The organism is Bacillus sp. RC251, assembly GCF_044908765.1.
Classification (GTDB): Bacteria; Bacillota; Bacilli; order Bacillales; family Bacillaceae_G; genus Bacillus_A; species Bacillus_A wiedmannii.
On the sequence record NZ_JBIYDP010000008.1, the window covers coordinates 19457 to 38671 of the forward strand.

9 protein-coding genes and 1 pseudogene are annotated in these 19215 nt (G+C 34.6%); 4 read left to right on the forward strand and 6 right to left on the reverse strand.

From position 1 onward, the window contains the following. The first annotated feature begins 51 nt into the window (after nucleotides 1–51). Complete coding sequence (locus ABH961_RS21125) at nucleotides 52–2730, forward strand: DUF4084 domain-containing protein (protein ID WP_098577205.1); 2679 nt, start codon at nucleotides 52–54, stop codon at nucleotides 2728–2730. 16 nt (nucleotides 2731–2746) lie between these two features. On the opposite strand, the gene ABH961_RS21130 is transcribed toward ABH961_RS21125, so the two are convergent. Then, on the reverse strand, nucleotides 2747–2893 hold the full coding sequence (locus ABH961_RS21130) for a quorum-sensing peptide PapR (protein ID WP_000734732.1): 147 nt from the start codon (nucleotides 2891–2893) through the stop codon (nucleotides 2747–2749). A gap of 87 nt (nucleotides 2894–2980) precedes the next feature. Beyond that, entirely contained in the window at nucleotides 2981–3838 is an 858-nt protein-coding gene (gene plcR, locus ABH961_RS21135) for a transcriptional regulator PlcR (protein WP_000542917.1), read from the reverse strand. 168 nt (nucleotides 3839–4006) lie between these two features. On the opposite strand from plcR, the pseudogene ABH961_RS21140 reads away from it, so the two are divergent. Further along, a pseudogene (locus ABH961_RS21140) lies at nucleotides 4007–4553 on the forward strand (M4 family metallopeptidase); the annotation flags it as partial. Between the two features lie 29 nt (nucleotides 4554–4582). Here ABH961_RS21140 and ABH961_RS21145 read toward each other — a convergent pair. From ABH961_RS21145 to ABH961_RS21160, 4 genes are read right to left on the reverse strand one after another with little or no spacing between them, the layout of a single operon-like run. Continuing rightward, nucleotides 4583–5185, reverse strand: coding sequence for a response regulator transcription factor (locus tag ABH961_RS21145; RefSeq protein ID WP_404519931.1), 603 nt, complete (start codon nucleotides 5183–5185; stop codon nucleotides 4583–4585). Beyond that, nucleotides 5182–6312 (reverse strand): sensor histidine kinase, encoded by a 1131-nt coding sequence (locus ABH961_RS21150; RefSeq protein WP_048542724.1) that lies wholly within the window; start codon nucleotides 6310–6312, stop codon nucleotides 5182–5184. The genes ABH961_RS21145 and ABH961_RS21150 overlap by 4 nt, the downstream gene beginning before the upstream one ends. Further along, nucleotides 6313–7047, reverse strand: coding sequence for an ABC transporter permease (locus ABH961_RS21155; protein WP_048542727.1), 735 nt, complete (start codon nucleotides 7045–7047; stop codon nucleotides 6313–6315). Next, nucleotides 7044–7946 carry an ABC transporter ATP-binding protein gene (locus ABH961_RS21160; protein ID WP_048542728.1) on the reverse strand — a complete coding sequence of 301 codons (903 nt, stop codon included), beginning with the start codon at nucleotides 7944–7946 and terminating at the stop codon, nucleotides 7044–7046. Before ABH961_RS21160 ends, ABH961_RS21155 begins: the two co-directional genes overlap by 4 nt. Nucleotides 7947–8103: 157 nt before the next feature. On the opposite strand from ABH961_RS21160, the gene map reads away from it, so the two are divergent. Together map and ABH961_RS21170 are read left to right on the forward strand one after the other, a co-directional pair. Further along, complete coding sequence (gene map / locus ABH961_RS21165) at nucleotides 8104–8898, forward strand: type I methionyl aminopeptidase (protein WP_002096176.1); 795 nt, start codon at nucleotides 8104–8106, stop codon at nucleotides 8896–8898. A gap of 722 nt (nucleotides 8899–9620) precedes the next feature. Continuing rightward, nucleotides 9621–18965 (forward strand): SpaA isopeptide-forming pilin-related protein, encoded by a 9345-nt coding sequence (locus ABH961_RS21170; protein ID WP_404519934.1) that lies wholly within the window; start codon nucleotides 9621–9623, stop codon nucleotides 18963–18965. The last annotated feature ends 250 nt before the right edge of the window (nucleotides 18966–19215 follow it).

Below are 19215 nucleotides of genomic sequence, written 5' to 3' on the forward strand. Positions count from 1 at the left end.
GAATTAGCATTTTCCACCTGCGATTCAACTTTATTGAAACGGAGCCATAATATGATTAATCAAAAAAAATATGTACACTTTGTCACGATGTATATAATTATATTTTCCCTTTGGATATTCCTTATCCCTAAGGACTTGAATATAAAAGAAATTGGAATTCTCTTCTTATTTTGTTTTGCTGCACTCTTTTCTTGCTATTGCTTATATAAAGCTATTAAGAAAATGAAGCGTAGTGATAAATTATTTTGGGTTTTATTACTCTGCACTTGCATATGCGGACTAACTATGGAAATAACTTTATTCCTTCATTCACTTTCTATATATGATCAAGTCATATTCTCATATAAGGCATTGCCCTTTTTCATCATACAATATATTTTGCTCTTTTCTGGGTTTGCTATCAAATTCATAAAACATTACTCTATTAGAGGCCTTGCTCAATTTTCATTCGATAGCATCTTTATTGTTATTATGAATATTTATTTTACCTTAACTTTTATTTTGGACCTCTCAAGCTTTCGTATGTTAACAATAGATCACTGGGTTTTAATTGGATACTTTATTGCACAAGCATTAGTAATTTACGCCGTTATTAGCCTATATAGACGAGAACAATATTCTGCTAGCAGAATTTCATTAATTATCGGTTTTACTATCATACTTGTGTACGGGTATATACATCTGTTCCAACTAAACATGGGGATGAAAACTTCTTCTGAAGTCTCTTATTTAGTACATACTGCTTCAATTTTATTAATTGGTTTATCTTCCATACTATACATTTTGGACAAACCAATGCAGCATGAAACGAAAACAAAGTATTATCGATTTGATTATGTGCGCTTTATATTACCCTATTTCAGTATAATCATTACTTTTTCCTTTATTCTTATTCAACCTTGGGATGATAAGTTCATGCTAATCGGTCTAGTATTATCACTCATCTTATTATTCCTACGACAACTTTACATGTGGAAAGATAATCAAGCACTAATCGATACATATGAACAGTTGACTACACAACTAGAAGGCAAAGTAGAAGAGGGTGCATCTGCGTTATCAAAGAGTGAACAACGCTATAAATCATTATTCGAAGATCATCCTGATGCCGTTTTCTCTTTAAATATGGATGGTATTTTCCAACAATCTAATACAGCTTGTGAAAGCTTATTTACTGCCTACTATTGTGAAGTAGAAAGCTATTCTCTTCTACACTTTATTGACTCAAAAGACCATGATCTACTAAAGAAAGCTTTACAAATAACAAAAGAAGGTAGACCACAAACTTTAGAAGTTCGCACAAAAGAAAAAGAAGGCTACTACTATTACCTTCACGTTACACTCATCCCTACTTTCATAAACAAAGAAGTTGTTGGGATGTTCGGCATAGCACGTGATATTACAACTTTATATGAAAAACAAAAACAAGTAGAACATTTAGCCTTTCATGATGCACTGACTGGATTACCAAATCGCCGAAAGTTTGAAAAAGATTTAAAGAACATTTTAAATATAGCTCAAACTAGCGCAAATGATGTTGCCGTCATGTTCCTTGATTTAGATCGATTCAAAAAAATTAACGATAGACTTGGTCACGACGTCGGAGATCTATTATTAATTGAAGTAGCAAAAAGGTTACGCAGTTGCTTGCGTTCGAAGGATATCGTTGCTCGCCAAGGCGGAGATGAGTTTACAATTCTATTACCAGATATGTACTCAGAAAAAAGTGCTGCTTTTATAGCTGACCAAATTTTAACCATTTTAAACAAACCATTCTTCATTAAAGACGAAGAACTATCTATTACACCGAGTATCGGTATTGCCATGTATCCTGATTACGGAACCGATGTTACTGAATTAATGAAAAATGCCGATATGGCTATGTATCGCGCGAAAGCAAATGGGAAAAACAGATTTGTTTTCTTCTCAAAAGAAATGAGTATCGCCCAAAATGAAATTCAATTCTTAGAAGGCGAACTTGCAAAAGCATTACAACAAAATGAATTTTTCCTTGAATATCAGCCACAAGTAAGCACGAAAACAAAACAAATTATCGGTTTTGAAGCATTAATTCGTTGGAAGCACCCAAAACTCGGCATCGTGTCTCCTGCTCAATTCATTCCGCTAGCGGAGGAAACAGGATTTATTATTGAACTTGGAAATTGGATTTTACGTACCGCTTGCTTAGAGGCAAAAAGATGGCATAATCAAGGTTTTTCTCACTTGAAAGTTGGTGTAAATTTATCTGTTGTTCAATTTAACCATACAGATTTAATCCCTACTATTTCAAAGGTGTTAGAAGAAACCGAACTAAAATCAGAAGCACTAGATATCGAAATTACAGAAAGTATCGCCATTAATCAAAATCAATCTGTAGTTGCAAAACTAGAACAGCTTCAAAATCTCGGTATTCAAATTTCAATTGATGACTTTGGAACTGGCTATAGCTCTTTAGCTTATTTAACAAAATACCCAATCAATACATTAAAAATTGCTCGAGAGTTTATTTGCGGAATTACAAATAGCCCTTTAGAGGAAGCGATTATCTCCTCCATCATTACACTATCTAAAGAACTAAATTTAGAAGTTATTGCAGAAGGTGTAGAGACGGAAGAACAATGGAAGTTTTTATATGAACAAAACTGTGACCACATTCAAGGATTCCTTATTAGCAAGCCTGTTTCTAGTAAAGATGTTTGGAGGTTACTCCACAAAAAAACAACCGTCTAAGTAAGACGGTTGTTTTTTAATATTCAAAAGGTAGATCTCCTGCTAATTGTACCTCTTGATCATTATGAGAAATTACTTGGCTTTTCTCTAATGCTGTATCACCTAATGAAATACCCCATGCCATTGCTAACGTTAATAGGCTACCAATAAGTAGTTTCTTCATATTCCATCACCCACATTTTTTATTTTAATATATCATGAAATTTTATCCATATCCTATGCAATTATGCATATCCATTTTTTGGGTTATTTATCTGCTGATTTTATCTGCGAGCGCTTCTTTATATGCATGCATCTCTAATATATCAAAAAAGAAACTTGCCTTTTTATATGCATCTTCAATCTCTGCCTCATCATACCCCAATTTTCCTAGGCATTCGCCCCTTTGATAATATAACTGTCCAATTAATGCCATACTATTAATTCGGCATGATATTTCAATTGCCTTATTTACTTGATAAAGTGACCCTTCATATTGCTCGTCTAAGTATAATGCTTTTGCATGATTATATCTTACCTTCACGTCGAATTCTTCATTATCATGCAATGTCTCTAATTGTTTTAATATATCTTCAAATAACTCAATACTTTTCTTAAAATAATTATTTTCAGCATAAATATTTGCAATTGCATTCTCTATATAGAGATTTTGGTATACATCTATTCCAGCTAATTGTTGGTTTAACAGTTTTTTTAATTCTAAAATACAATATTCGTAATCGATTTTCTTCAATATGTAAGCTGCTACATGATATTGCCATTGAAGAAACTGTTGGAATTCAGGATGATATTCTTCCTTTTTTAGCTCATTCCATACTCTATTATAAATCTCTTTATATTTTTTTTGCTTACACAGCATAATGACTTGATCTTTAAACTGTTTTTTTCTCTCAATATTCGAATAAATGAGTACCTCATAAAAATGAATAATGGGAACTTGTAACTTTGCTGCAATACCTTGCAATATATCCATACTTGGGTATACTGCGCCCGATTCAATTCGGCTCACTTCCGATTGATGACATATGTTATCGGATAACTGTTTTTGTGTTAATCCCCTCATTACCCTAATTTTCTTTATTTCGCTTCCTAATTTTTCTGCGTGCATACTTACTCACCATCCCATTATAACAATCTAATTTTTTGAGTTGTCATACCACTACAATAATGTGAATTCGACAATTTTTGATATGAAATAATGCATAATATATATAAAATTCGGCAAATTTTTCATACAATCCATCTCACATAATATAATAGACTAGTAATTTTATAGATAAATTATAGAAAATTTGCCCGTGCTTTCGTTACATTCGGTCTTCTTTATCCTTTATCAGCAGAAGCTATTTACACCCAAGAACTAGATAGAAATGAAGTAAAAGTTGAAATCGCTCAGCCTAGTTTAACGATTTAAAAATTAACAAAACCTCAAAATGATACAAAAATATATGGCAAAAAATTATTTAAAGGGTAAGATAAATGAGGCTAAAGCTCAACAAGAGTGAGTGACAACTGAAATGAATGTAGATTCCCAGCCTACAGATAAAGAAACAAAAGAAAATCAAACCGAAGTTCGCCTTGCACAAACTTACAAAAATTATAAAGTATATGCTCAAGATCTTATTGTAAAAGTAGATAAAAATGGAGTAATTACAACTGTTAGTGGTAAAGTTGTCCAAAATTTAGACCAACAACCTAATCTTACTATAACAAATTTTTTGTCGAAAAATGAAGTAAAATCTAAATTACACGATATACTTCAAATTCTGAGCGATGCGACTGTGACGAAATTCTCTATTGAAATGCCTATTTATAAGAAAAAGAAGTTTACCACTCGTAGGTAAACTTCTTTTCATATCCATCCCTTTTCTTCCGCAATTGTAATTGCCTCAATTCTATTTTTCGCATCGAGCTTCGTTAATACTTCAGAAATATAATTACGTACTGTACCAGGTGAAAGATAAAGTACCTTCGCAATTTCATTTGCCGTCTTTCCTTCTTTCGCAAGTTGCAATACTTCTTTTTCACGATCTGATAACGGATTTTGCTCCTGCCATAAGCCGAACATTAAATCTTGAGAGATCTCTCGCTTTCCTTTCATTACATTACGAATCGATGCAGCTAAATCTTCACTTGGGCTATCTTTTAATAAGTATCCGTGCACGCCAGCTTTCATTGCTCGTTCAAAATATCCAGGGCGCGCAAATGTTGTTAAAATCATTACTTTGCATTCTGATTTTTCTTTCTTTAACGTTTCCGCAACATCTAATCCGGTTTGAATTGGCATTTCAATATCCATAATGCTTACATCAGGTTGTAGCGATTCAATTAGTTTTAGCGCTTCTTCCCCGTTCGCAGCTTGCCCAATTACTTCAATATCATCTTCTAGATCAAGTAAGGCCCCTAATGCACCACGAAGCATCCGCTGATCTTCTGCAATAATAATTCGAATCATGCCCTCACCTCATCTTTTCCTGTTCTAATAACAACTGGAACTTTTACTGTTAATAGTGTCCCTGGATTGATCGTACCCAGTTCAACAAACCCATCAATAAGAGCGATGCGCTCCTTCATACCACGAATGCCATTTCCATCATGGTTTTGATCTGCTAAACCAACTCCATTATCTTCTACTGTCAAAATTAATTCACCTTGTGATTCTAGTACAGAAACTGTGCAACGCGTCGCCTTACTATGCTTTACAACATTCGTCACAGCCTCACGTAAACACATTCCTAAAATATTTTGTTCAATGGGTGATAACGAACTTGCACTCGTTTCTTGTTTTATTTCTAATTCAATAGTAGCCGCTTGTAAGATCGCTTTTATTTGCTCAAGCTCTTCTTCTACTGTAATCATACGCATATCAGAAATTAGTTCCCTTAGCTGCTTTAAAGCGGTACGAGATGTTTGTGTAATTTCCTTTGCTTCCGCACTTGCACGCTCCGGATTTTTAACAATTAACTTCTCCACGAGCTGGCTTTTTAAAGTAATGAGTGATAACGTGTGCCCTAACGTATCATGAAGATCTCTTGCAATTCGCTGCCTTTCTTCACGTTTTACTAAGTCTTTAATTTGCTCATTCGCTTCGTTTAATTGATTTCTTAATATCTTTTTTTGATTAAAGTTGCGCATCCCGAATGGTGTAATAAGCATTAAAATAAACATCGGAACGATATTCACTAAACTTGTAGTTGATATTTCATTCATATTTACAAATATAAAAATTCCAAGCATTACAGCTAACAAACTTAACAACACTCGAAACTCTTTCTTATTTGGCGCAAACCCTATCGCACTTGCTGTGAAAAAACCAAAGAATATCATGAAGGCATTATAATAAAAAGCAAATAACAGTGTGAGTATCATTTGCATACATGCCCATAAAACGAAAGTCTTATTAACAAAATAAAGTTGACGGTATGTGATAACAAAAAGTATCAACATACCGCTCCCCATTACAAGCTTCCATCCCGATGCTTGTGCTAGATGGTAAATTGGAAATAACAGATACACAAGCCACATATACGGGAAGAAACCCATCTGTTTCGGAAAAATCTCAATCCTCTTCTTTTCTATCATTTATACCGCTTCCTGTCTTTTTCTTATATATATTGATATTACAACAAATATAAGGAAATAACCTCCTAATACCGCGATATTTTCCCAACCAACTGATTTCCCAGCTACAATATCCCATGCACCGCTTCCGAAATGATATGTTGGCGTCCATTCACCAATCGTTCTTAATATCTTCGGGAATACTTCGATGGGCATCCATAGACCACCAAGAATTGCTAAACACATATTTAAAATGTTTGCTAATCCTGCTGCCGCATCCGCTTTCTTAATAGAACCTATTACTGTCCCTAATGCTAAAAATGGTGTCACACCTAACAATAACCATAATCCAGCACCAATCCATTGCCCTACAGTTAACTCAACATGATTAATTAATATTCCTGCGATAAAGATCACTAAGATTGAAAAAGCATTTACTACTGTTTGAGAGATAATCTTAGCTGTTATATATGCCCCCTCTGGAAGTGGCGTAATTTTTAATAAATGCGTCCACCCTTGCCCCTTTTCCTGAGAGATTCTTACACCGAAACTAAAAAGTGCTGTACCTACAATACTGAACGTCGCCATTGAAATTAAATAATGTGCTTTCCATGCATCTCCATTTTGTGGAACTTGAACAACATTGGTAAAAATGTAATAAAACATAACTGGCATTAATAATGAGAAAAAGATAAATAATTTATTACGAAATGTACGTAAAATTTCTATTTTGCATTGCATCCATAAAGCTCTCATGCGATTTCCTCCTTCTGATTTGCGACAAACTGTTCAAATGCTTCATCAAGACTTCCACGTTCAACTGAAACATCTGTTACAGGTAAGTTCTTTTGATAAATTGCTTTTAAAGTTTCATCTGTATCTTCAGTTATTAAAGTAAAGTGCCCTTCGTTTGACTGTACTTCGGTTACGTTTGGTAATTCTTTTAGTAATTTTGCAGGAATACTTTCCTTCGAATAAAACTTGATTGTTTTTCGTGAAATCGTCGCTTTCATCTCATCTGGTGTACCATCTGCGATAATCTTTCCATTCGCAAACAATAAAATACGATTCGCCAATGCATCCGCTTCTTCTAAATAGTGCGTCGTTAAAATAATTGTTTTTCCTTCACTTGCTAACTTTCGAATTGTTTCCCAAAACGTTCTTCGAGACGTAATATCCATTCCAACTGTCGGCTCATCTAAAAATAACAAATCAGGATTTCCTGCAAGTGCGAGCGCAAAATTTAACCTTCTCTTTTGACCACCTGATAATTTCTCACATCTTTGCTTTCGCTCTGATTCTAAATTTGATAACTGTAGTAACGTTTCTTTCGCTACCGGATTCGTATAATAACTACGAAATAACTCAATTGCCTCTTCCACCGTAATGCTATCAATGACACTTACTTCTTGTAACATCGCACCGAGGCTATTACGAACATCTCTATGTTTGGGACTCTTTCCAAATATAGAAACAGTTCCTTCCGTCGGATCCTTTAATCCAAGCATCATCGACATCGTCGTTGTTTTTCCTGCACCATTCGGTCCAAGTAGTGCTACTATTTCTCCTTTATTCACATGAAATGAAACGTTATTTACTGCCTTTTTATATTTAAATGTTTTAGAAACACTATTTACTTCTATAATCTTTTCCATCTCTCCACCCCCGCTGTTTCTTATATTTACATTGTACGTGTTGGAAAACTTAGGAAACAGTATGATGCGTCATGACATCAATATGACAATTGTCATGTATTCCTTATGAGAGGAATCAACCTACATACCGCAAGCTAGTAGCAGGACAAAAATAAACATGATACAATCGGGTAAGATATACATTCGAGGAAGGACAGTGGTTTTCATGATTATTCGTAATGAACAAGATTTAGAAGGCTTACGAAAAATCGGCCGCATCGTTGCACTTGCACGTGAAGAAATGAAAAAAGAAGCGAAGCCAGGTATGACAACGAAAGAGCTTGATTTGATCGGTAAAAAAGTATTAGATGAGCATGGTGCTATTTCTGCACCTGAAAAAGAATATGATTTCCCAGGTGTAACTTGCATCAGTGTAAACGAAGAAGTTGCTCACGGTATTCCAGGAGATCGCGTATTAAAAGAAGGCGACTTAGTAAATGTCGACGTATCTGCTGCACTTGATGGCTATTATGCAGATACAGGTATTTCATTTGTACTTGGAGAAGATGAAGCAAAAGAAAAGCTTTGCCAAGCAGCGGTTGATGCATTTTGGGCAGCAATGAAAAAGGTGAAAGCTGGTTCCAAACAAAACCAAATTGGTCGTGCTGTTTCAAACTTTGCACATAAAAATGGATATAATGTAATTCAAAACTTAACTGGTCACGGTATTGGTCTTAGCTTACACGAAGCACCAAACCACATTTTAAGCTACTTTGACCCAATGGATAATGCGCTTCTAAAAGACGGTCTTGTTATCGCTGTAGAACCATTCATTTCCATGAAGGCTGATCACATTATCGAACGTGGCGATGATGGTTGGACATTTGTTACACCTGATAAAAGCCTTGTTGCACAATGTGAACATACAGTTGTCGTAACACGCGGCGAGCCGATAATCTTAACAGAAATATAAAAAAGAACCGCTTCTTAGTAGGAAGCGGTTCTTTTTACATACTTTTTTGAAAAGAGGCAATACGGTTGAACTCTTTTTCATTTACGTATATAATTTTTAACGAAGGTGATTGATGATTATCTCTAATAAAAGATGATCAAGGAAGTACCTTCTTTTTTATTTAATAGCATCGATTAAAGTAATGCGTTCTATTTATTATAAAACGCTATCTTCGCTTTAATCTACAAATTGTATACTCTTTTAGACAGTACATATTTTCTTCATCCTGACCAAATCCAAGCTACATTTTATTACTACCTCAATAAGATTTTTTTACAATAGGATACATTATTTTGGTTAGCATGTATCGTAAAACTCACCTTTATAAAGACTCTTTTTACATTGCAAGAATACAAATCAATATAAAGTAGGTTAAGGATTTCACTGCATATTTTTTGTATGAACCTATTTTACAAAGAACCACATAACAAGTCACACTCTATAAAGGTCTGATATCATTCCTTATCAGTATTTCATTCGACATTTTTTGTCGAAATTTGTATATTCATTCTCTATATTATTAAAATATACATTTGTTTTACGTTACAAAGCATTGAATATGAATATTTTCTCTAGAGAGTATACGTAGTAAAGGAGGCATAACGTAAGTCCTATTGATCCATGACAAATAATCCCTTCACAAAGCATTTCTATACAATAGAAGGATTCATAAAGGAGGCACAATGAAAAAACTTTTCAATATATGTTTAATTGTATTCGTACTATTTTCGCAGCTTGCTAGTTTTCCATACAATCAAGTAAAAGCGGAAACATTAACAGGCAATTCATTATTTGACACTGTTGAAATGAAAGATGCAACGAATCAGATTATTGACGAAGCAACAAATCCTAAAAACTTAATACAAGTAGGATCAAACATTCACCTAGAATATGCTTGGTCAATAAAAGATCATCAAACAGACTCAGCAGTGTTCCAAATACCTAACGCATTAAAAGTTAAAAATAATCAACAAGGAAATCTGATGGCAGATCAGCAAATTATTGGTCAATATTTTGTTACAGCAAACGATAACAAAATGAGACTAGTATTTAACAATCAAGTAAAAGATTCCAAAGGCGCTAACGGAAAAATCAATTTTGATACAGTATTCAATCCTGATTTAAAACCTGGTGCAAAATCTGTTCAACTCTCATTCCCTCTAGGTATAACAGCTAAGTCTATTTCAGTCCCTGTTCAAGTAGATAACCCAGCTTCCCCTACTACGAATAAGGATACGGCCCAACAACCTATGGAAGAGCAAAAGAATAGTGATGCTCAGCAACCTGCGGTAGAGCAAAAGAACGGCAATGCTCAACAACCTGCGGTAGAGCAAAAGAATGGCGATGCTCAACAACCTGTGGTAGAGCAAAAGAATGGCGATGCTCAACAACCTGTGGTAGAGCAAAAGAACGGTGATGCAGAGCAGCCTACGGAGAATCCTGATGATAAAACAACAGAACAGCCCGTTGAGAATCCAGATCCATCACCTAAGCAAATTACAGAAAATATTTTAACAGGTGTCACATTAACGGATAAAGACGGTAAGCCATTTAATGATACGGATAATCGTCCAGATCCAAATTCTATTACCCAAATCGATTTTACATGGGAAGTCTTGAAATCGCTGAACGTCAAAGAAGGTGATTACTTTACTTTCCAACTCCCAGAATACTTTATTGTCCACAATACAATTACACAAGATTTAATAGATGGAAAAGGACATACGATTGGATCGTTCGTTGTTACGCCAGATGGCAAAGTAACGATGACTTTTAACGAATATGTTGAAGATCATCCTGATATAGCTGGACATTTAAACATTCGTACGGAGTTTAATGAAGTAAAAATTACAGGGACTACCGAAAAACAAATCCCATTCCCTATTAAAGAAAAAGACGTTATTATCGAACTTGATTTCAAACCTAAAGTAACACAATCTATAGATAAAAAAGGTGTACCTGATAGACCAATTAATACGAATCAAATTAATTGGAAAGTAGAAATGAACAAGACAAAAGATAAGCTTACAAATGCAGTCTTTCAAGATAACATTCCAAATGGAGCGAGTCTCAATGAAGATTCTATTAAGGTTTATTATTTAGAGGTAGATATTAACGGGAAGACAACTCGGGGAGCAGAAGTTCCTAAGGAAGAATATGAACTTACTTCATCCTCTGATAAATTAAATATCGCCTTTAAAAAAGAAACGAATAAAGCATATGAAATTGAATATGCGACAAAGATTACAGATGAAAGTGTTACAACTTTCAAAAACAACGCAAAAGTAACTAGTGATAATCAAAATAGTGTATCAGCAAATGCCACTGTAACTGTTTCACGTGGGACACATCTAGAGAAAACTAGTAAGTACAACCCAAAAACACAAACAATTGAATGGACAATCACTTACAACGGTGACCAAAGAAAAATCAAAAAAGAGGCTGCTCTTTTAAAAGATATTCTAGATAAGGATCATAAAATTGATCAAAGTTCTATCGTTGTAAAAAACGCTTCTTATAATGATAGTGGACAAATTGTCACTGGTGACGATGCTACAAACTTCACAGTAAAAGAAACGACTGAGGGATTTGATTTACAGTTTACTACTGATATTGATAGTGCCTACGTAATTACTTACACATCAAAGGCCGCGGGTGATGTCATCGCAGATGGCGAAATCGAAAATAAAATTATTGCAGATGGTGGTTCAAGTAAAACAAACAAAGTTACATTACAACAACAAAACATCATAAAGAAACATAATAAAAATGCAGGCGATACAGATTACAATGCGAAAACAACAAAATGGACAATTATTGTAAATGATAACAACTACGTGTTAAACGATGCTGTTATCAAAGATACGTTTGACTTTGGTGGTCTAACGTTACAGGAAAATAGTTTCAAGATTACTGACGGATCAAATGAACTTAAATTAGGGCATGACTACACACTTCATGTAACCGATAAAGGATTCGAAGTGAAACTAGCTGGTATTTACAAGTCTAATATGGATAAAACTTTAACTATCACATACACAACAGACTTTAATTACGAGAATCTATCCAAAGAGAAGGATAATAAATCGTTCAAAAATACAGCAAATTTATCATGGAAAGATGTAAATGGTGACAATAAAAAGAGTTCATCCGATGATACATTCAATCCTGACGGTTATACAAAAGGAAACGGCTTTAAATACGGTTCTTACAATGCCCAAACGAAAGAAATTAAATGGGACATAGGTTTTAACTATAATAATATGACGATTAAGGACCCTTCTATCGTTGATGTATTAAGAGATAACCAAAAATTAATACCGGAATCTATTGAAGTTCGACATATGAAATTAACTGGTGGTGCACATGGATTTGAAGTAGGTGATCCTGTTCCATCTAGCGAATATACGATAGAAACTCCAACAAAAGATAATAACAATACATTAACGATTCATTTTAAAAATGAAATTAAAACGGCTTACCATATTAGCTTTAAAACTTCACTTGCAGGTGAACAAATTAATAAGCGCTACGATAATTATGCCGATTTAAAAGATGGATCGAAAACTGTTACTACTATCCATGGTGCATTTGAGATTACAAACGGTGGTAGCGGTGTTACGAAAACAGCGAAACAAAATGACAAGTATATTGATTGGAGTGTTTCTATTAATGCCAGTCAGTCAACTATTGAAAATGCTGTCGTAACAGATGAGCCGACAGACAATCAAATGCTAGATGAAAAGTCATTCCATCTATATCCGACAACGGTAGCCGTAGATGGAACTTTAACAAAAGATACAGCAAATGAATTAAAAGAAGGAACAGACTATAAACTCAAAGTAATAACAGACAACGATACGGGGAAACAACAGTTTAAAGTTGAATTCCTTCATACCATTGATCAAGCTTATATTTTAGAATACCGCTCACTCATTAATGCAGACCATAATGAAAGGGTAAGTAATAAAGCGACGATTACTGGTCATCGTTTAACATTAACGAAAGTGGAAGATGTTAAGTTCGTTGAAGTTAAAGTATCTTCTGGATCTGGAGGTGGTTCTGCTAGTAAAGGACGCGGAAGCCTTCAAATTATAAAGGTTGATGATAAAGATCAAAAAGTGCCATTAGCCGGAGCAGAATTTACTTTATATGATCAAACAGGTACAACCGCTATTCGACCAATTACAACAGATGATGACGGTGTCGCTAAGTTTAACAACTTACGACGCGATAAATATATGATTAAAGAAACGAAAGCTCCTAAAGGTTATGTAATTAGTAAAGAATTAAGAGAAGGTATACTTGTTGAGCTAGGTTCTGACGAAATTACAAAATATACCCTTACAAATAAGAAGTTTGTCGGGAAAGTAGTACTTACAAAGACTGATGCTAAGAGTAGGGAAAAACTTGAACATGCTGTTTTCTCTTTACTAGATCAAAACAAACAAGTCATTCCTGAACATAAAGAATTAACAACAAATGACAAAGGACAAATTACTGTAGATAATTTAAAACCAGGAACGTACTACTTAAAAGAAACAAAGGCTCCTGAACATTATAAATTAGATGATCGACTGATTGAGGTTAAAATCGAGGAAGATCAAACAACAGTAATAAACCGAACTGCAACAAACAGTTTGATTCCAGGATCGGCCATTTTAACAAAAGTCGATAAAGATGGAAAAACTTTAGCAGGCGCGGAGTTCAGTGTAAGAGACCGAAATAACAAAATAATCCCTGGCTATAGAAAATTAACGACAAATGATCAAGGACAAATCGAAGCAAAAGATTTACGTCCTGGAGACTATCAATTTGTTGAAGAAAAAGCACCTGAACACTATGACATAGATAAAAAACCAATTGAGTTTACAATTGTCAAAAGTCAAAAGAAAGCAGTTACTGTTACAGCAACGAATCACCTCATTAAAGGTGGCGTCATTTTAACAAAAACTGATGATATCGATGATAAAACTACTCTTGCAGGTGCTGTATTTAAAATTGTTGATGCTAATGATGAAAAGAAAGTCATTCGCGAAAATGTAAAAACTGGTGCAGATGGTAAAGTAACTGTTAAAGACTTAGAGCCTGGCACGTATAAATTTATTGAAACGGAAGCTCCTAAGGATTATGTGTTAAATGCAAACCCTATTGAGTTTACAATCGATAAAAGCCAACAGTCTTTTGCTACTGTTACGGCAACAAACAGTTTAAAAACAGGCGAAGTCGAATTATTAAAAGTTGATGAATTTGGTGATAAAAAACCTCTAGAAGGTGCCGTATTTAAAATTGTCGATTTAAATAATAATGACGTTCGTACTGACTTAACTACAGATGCTGATGGAAAAACAAAAGCTGATAAGTTACGCCCTGGTAACTATAAGTTTATTGAAACAAAGGCTCCTGAGCATTATGTACTAGACGAGACACCGATTCCATTTAAAATCGATAGAAGTCAAAAAGAAACTCTACTTGTGAAAGCTGAAAATGCTTTAAAACCAGGAGATGTTGAATTAACAAAAGTTGATGATATCGATGGTACAGCTCTTGAAGGTGCTGTATTTAAAATTGTTGATGCTAACGATGAAAAGAAAGTCATTCGCGAAAATGTGAAAACTGGTGCGGATGGTAAAGCTATCGCTACTGGCTTACGCCCTGGCGATTATAAATTTATCGAAGTAACAGCACCGAAGTATTACGATAAAAATACAAAGCCAATCAAGTTCACGATTACAGAAAGTCAAACAACGTCGGCTACTGTTACTGCTAAAAACAGCTTAACAAAAGGCGGTATTGAATTAACAAAAGTAAATGCCGCAGATGAAAAAGAAACACTTGAAGGTGCTGTATTTAAAATCGTTAATAGAGATACGAATGAAGATGTTCGTACGGAACTTGTTACGAATAGTAAAGGAATACTAGTCGTAGATGACTTACGTCCCGGTAACTATAAACTTATCGAAACAAAGGCTCCAACTTATTACGATGTAAATGTAGAACCTATTGAATTTACAATCCAAAAAGGACAACAAAAACTTCTTCCACTTACATTTAAAAATAGTTTAACGAAAGGAAAAGTTAAACTTATTAAAGAAGATGATGTGGATAGCAAAATAGCTCTTGCTGGCGCTGTATTCAAATTACAAGACGCAACTGGCACTGACATTATGAAAGATTTAAAAACAGATGATTATGGAGTACTAGTTATTCCTGATTTAGCACCAGGGGATTATCAATTTATTGAAACAGAAGCCCCTGAACATTATAAATTAGATCAAACACCGATTAAGTTCACGATTAAAAAAGGTAGCAAGGATGATCTTCCATTCCCTGTCACTGTAACAAACAGTTTACTTACAGGTGGCGTTACTTTAACAAAAGTTGATGACATTGATGGCGTTACTCTTGAAGGTGCAGAATTTATCATTGTTGATGCTCATGATACGACAAAGGTGGTTCGTAAAGGATTAACTACTGATGAACATGGTAAAGTTTCTGCTTCTGATTTACGCCCAGGTGACTATCAATTTATTGAAGTAAAAGCTCCAAAAGACTATACGTTAAGCAACGATCCTATTCCGTTCACCATCGGAAAAAGTCAAAAAGAAAATATTAACGTTACCGCTACTAACAGCTTAAAGAAAGGTGCAGTCACATTAACGAAAATTGATGACATCGATCGTACAATGCTGAAAGGTGCTGTATTTAAAATTGTTGATATGAAGGGTAACGAAGTTCGCACAAACCTTGTTACAGACGACAAAGGCGAAATTTCGGTTTCTGACTTACGCCCTGGAGACTATCAATTTATTGAAACTCAGGCTCCTGAACATTATGTGTTAGACGAAACAGCGATTCCATTTACAATTGAAAGAAGTCAAACGGAAAAAATTACTGTTACAGGTAAAAATATGTTGAAAAAAGGTAGCGTGGAATTAACAAAAATTGACGATATTGATACTGATACGAAGCTCGCTAATGCTGTATTTAATTTATTAGATGCAGATGGAGAGATAGTTGAAGAAGGCTTAAAAACAAATGCTGAAGGAAAAATTGTTGTTGAAAATCTACGTCCTGGTACGTATAAGTTTATTGAAACAGTTGCTCCTGAACATTACGATTTAAATAAAAAACCGATCGAATTTACAATTAAGAAAAGCCAAACTGAAACGCTTCATGTTACGGCTAAAAACGCTCTAACAAAAGGTGCAGTGGAACTTTCTAAAGTAGATGACATCGATGGCACTAAACTTGAAGGCGCAGTATTTAACATTGTTGATATGAAGGGTACTGTAATTCATAAAGATCTTGTTACAAATAGTAAAGGGAAAATCGAAATCGACGACCTACGTCCGGGTGATTACCAATTCATCGAAACGAAAGCTCCTAAGCATTATGTTTTAGATGAAACACCAATCCATTTCACTATTGAAAAAGGACAGAAGAAGGCTATTACTTTAACTGCTAAAAATAGCTTACAACCGGGTAGTATCGAACTACTTAAAGTAGATGATCTAAACGATCAAATGAAACTTTCTGATGCGGTATTTAATTTACTAGACCAAAACGGGAAAGTGCTTAAAACAGATTTAAAAACGAACAGTGAAGGAAAAATCGTTGTTGAAAATTTACGTCCTGGTACGTATCAATTTATCGAAACAACGGCTCCGAAACATTATGATTTAGACAAAAAACCAATTGTAGTTACAGTTGAAAAAAGCCAAAAAGATATTGCTACTGTTACTATGAAAAATAGTTTAACAAAAGGCGGCGTTGAACTTACTAAAGTGGACGACGTCGATGGTACTACTCTTGAAGGCGCAGTATTCAACATTGTTGATATGAATGGGACTGTAATCCGCAAGAATCTTACTACAAATTCACAAGGTAAAATTAGCGTTTCTGACTTACGTCCGGGTGATTATCAATTTATCGAGACGAAAGCTCCGAAACACTACGATTTAAATAAAGAACCAATTCCTTTTACTATTGAAAAAGGACAAGCTGAACCGATTTCTGTTACTGCTAAAAATAGTTTAACAAAAGGTGCGGTAGAGCTTTCTAAAGTGGATGATATCGACGGTACAGCTCTTGAAGGTGCAGTATTTAAAATTGTTGATGACAAAAACAATGATGTTCGTACTGACTTAACTACTGTTAAAGATGGAAAAATCTCTGTTCCCGATTTACGTCCAGGGGACTATCAGTTTATTGAAATAAAAGCTCCTGAACACTACAAATTAGACAGTACACCGCTTAAATTTACAATTAAGAAAAGCCAAGCAGAGAAACTACAAGTCACTGCTAGTAACAGCTTAATTGAAGGTGCTGTTGAATTAATTAAAGTGGATGATATAAATCCAGATACAAAACTTTCTGATGCAGTATTTAACATCATTGATGCGAAAGGTAAAGTTGTTCGCACGAATTTAACTACTGATAAAGACGGGAAAGTTTCTGCTTCTAATTTACGACCAGGAGATTATCAATTCGTTGAAACGAAAGCTCCTAAAGATTATGATTTAAATAAAACACCGATTTCTTTCACTATTGAGAAAAGCCAACCAGCTCACGTTTCCGTTACTGCTAAAAATGGCTTAACTAAAGGTGGCGTGGAATTAACGAAAGTTGACTCTCTAGATGCGAAAGAAACGCTGGAAGGTGCGGTATTTAAAATTACTGATATGAACGGTAACGACATTCGTACGAATTTAGTTACCAATAAAGACGGAAAAATCATCGCTAAAGACTTACAACCTGGAGACTATCAGTTTATTGAAACGAAAGCTCCGAAACATTATGACTTAAATGAAGAGCCGATTAAGTTCACAATTGAAAGAAGTCAAACAAAACATGTCTTCGTTACAGCTACGAACAGCTTAACGAAAGGTAGTGTGGAGTTAATTAAAGTTGACGATGTTGAAGAAAACACAACACTTGAAGGTGCGGTATTTAAAATTGTTAATAAGGATGGACACGACGTCCGTACTGATTTAACTACTGATAAAAACGGCCGTTTAGTTGTGGATGAATTACCACCAGGAGACTATGAGTTTATCGAAACAAAAGCTCCTAATCACTATGACTTAAACGAAACACCTATTAAGTTCACAGTTAAAAAAGGACAAGAAAAAATCGCTTCCGTTACTGCTACGAATAGCTTAACGAAAGGCGCTGTTGAACTTTCTAAAGTGGATGACGTTGACGGTTCTGTCCTTAAAGATGCAGTATTTAAAATCGTCGATATGAACGGGCACAACGTTCGTTCTGATTTAACTACTGATAAAGATGGAAAAATTTCTGTTTCTGATTTACGTCCGGGAGACTATCAGTTTATTGAAACGAAGGCTCCTATTGGATACGATTTAAGTGCTAAGCCAATTCCTTTCACAATTACGAAAGGACAATCTCAAGTTACTTCTGTTACAGCTTTAAATAGTTTAACAACAGGTTCAATGGAGTTAACTAAAATTGATATTGATCACCATGGAACACTTGAAGGTGCCCTTTTCAATATTTTAGATCACGACGGAAAAGTAGTACGAGAAGGTTTACAAACAGACGGGCATGGTAAATTAATCGTAAATGATTTGAAACCTGGTAATTATCAATTAGTGGAAACAAAGGCTCCTAAAGGCTATCAATTAGATGCATCACCAATAAATTTTACAATTGAAAAAGCTCAAGCTGCACCACTACAAATTACAGTTTCAAATAAAAAAATCGATTCTTCATCCGGTGGAGATGATAAACCAATTACTCCTCCTAATAAAGAAGAGGAAACAGGGAAAGAAACTTCTGAAGAACTAGAAAAAGGAAATCCTGACACACATGGTAAAGGAACTTCTGAAGAACTAGAAAAAGAAAACCCTGACACACAAATAAACAAACAGCAAGATGACCGAAATAAGGGTAAAGAACTTCCAAATACAGGTCACAAAAATGATCCTACTCAAACAGTAGGTATCGTACTTCTACTAGCTGGTTTGTTAAGTATTTTAGCTACAAAACGAAAAAAATATTATTAATAGTTTTTCACACCTAATCAAGTAAACATTTGATTAGGTGTTTTTTTATACCAAAAAAGGACGATACATAGAGTATTGTCCTTTTAACGGGGTGAGGCTGCCCAAAAGTACGGAAAACCTTTGAACAGCCTCGTATTTTCATATGGATGCCTTACATATATCACTGATAATAAGTATGAAATGCGGAAACATATTTATCATCACATGATTCAAACATGAGAAAAGAAACCCTATAGGATTCTTTTCTCTA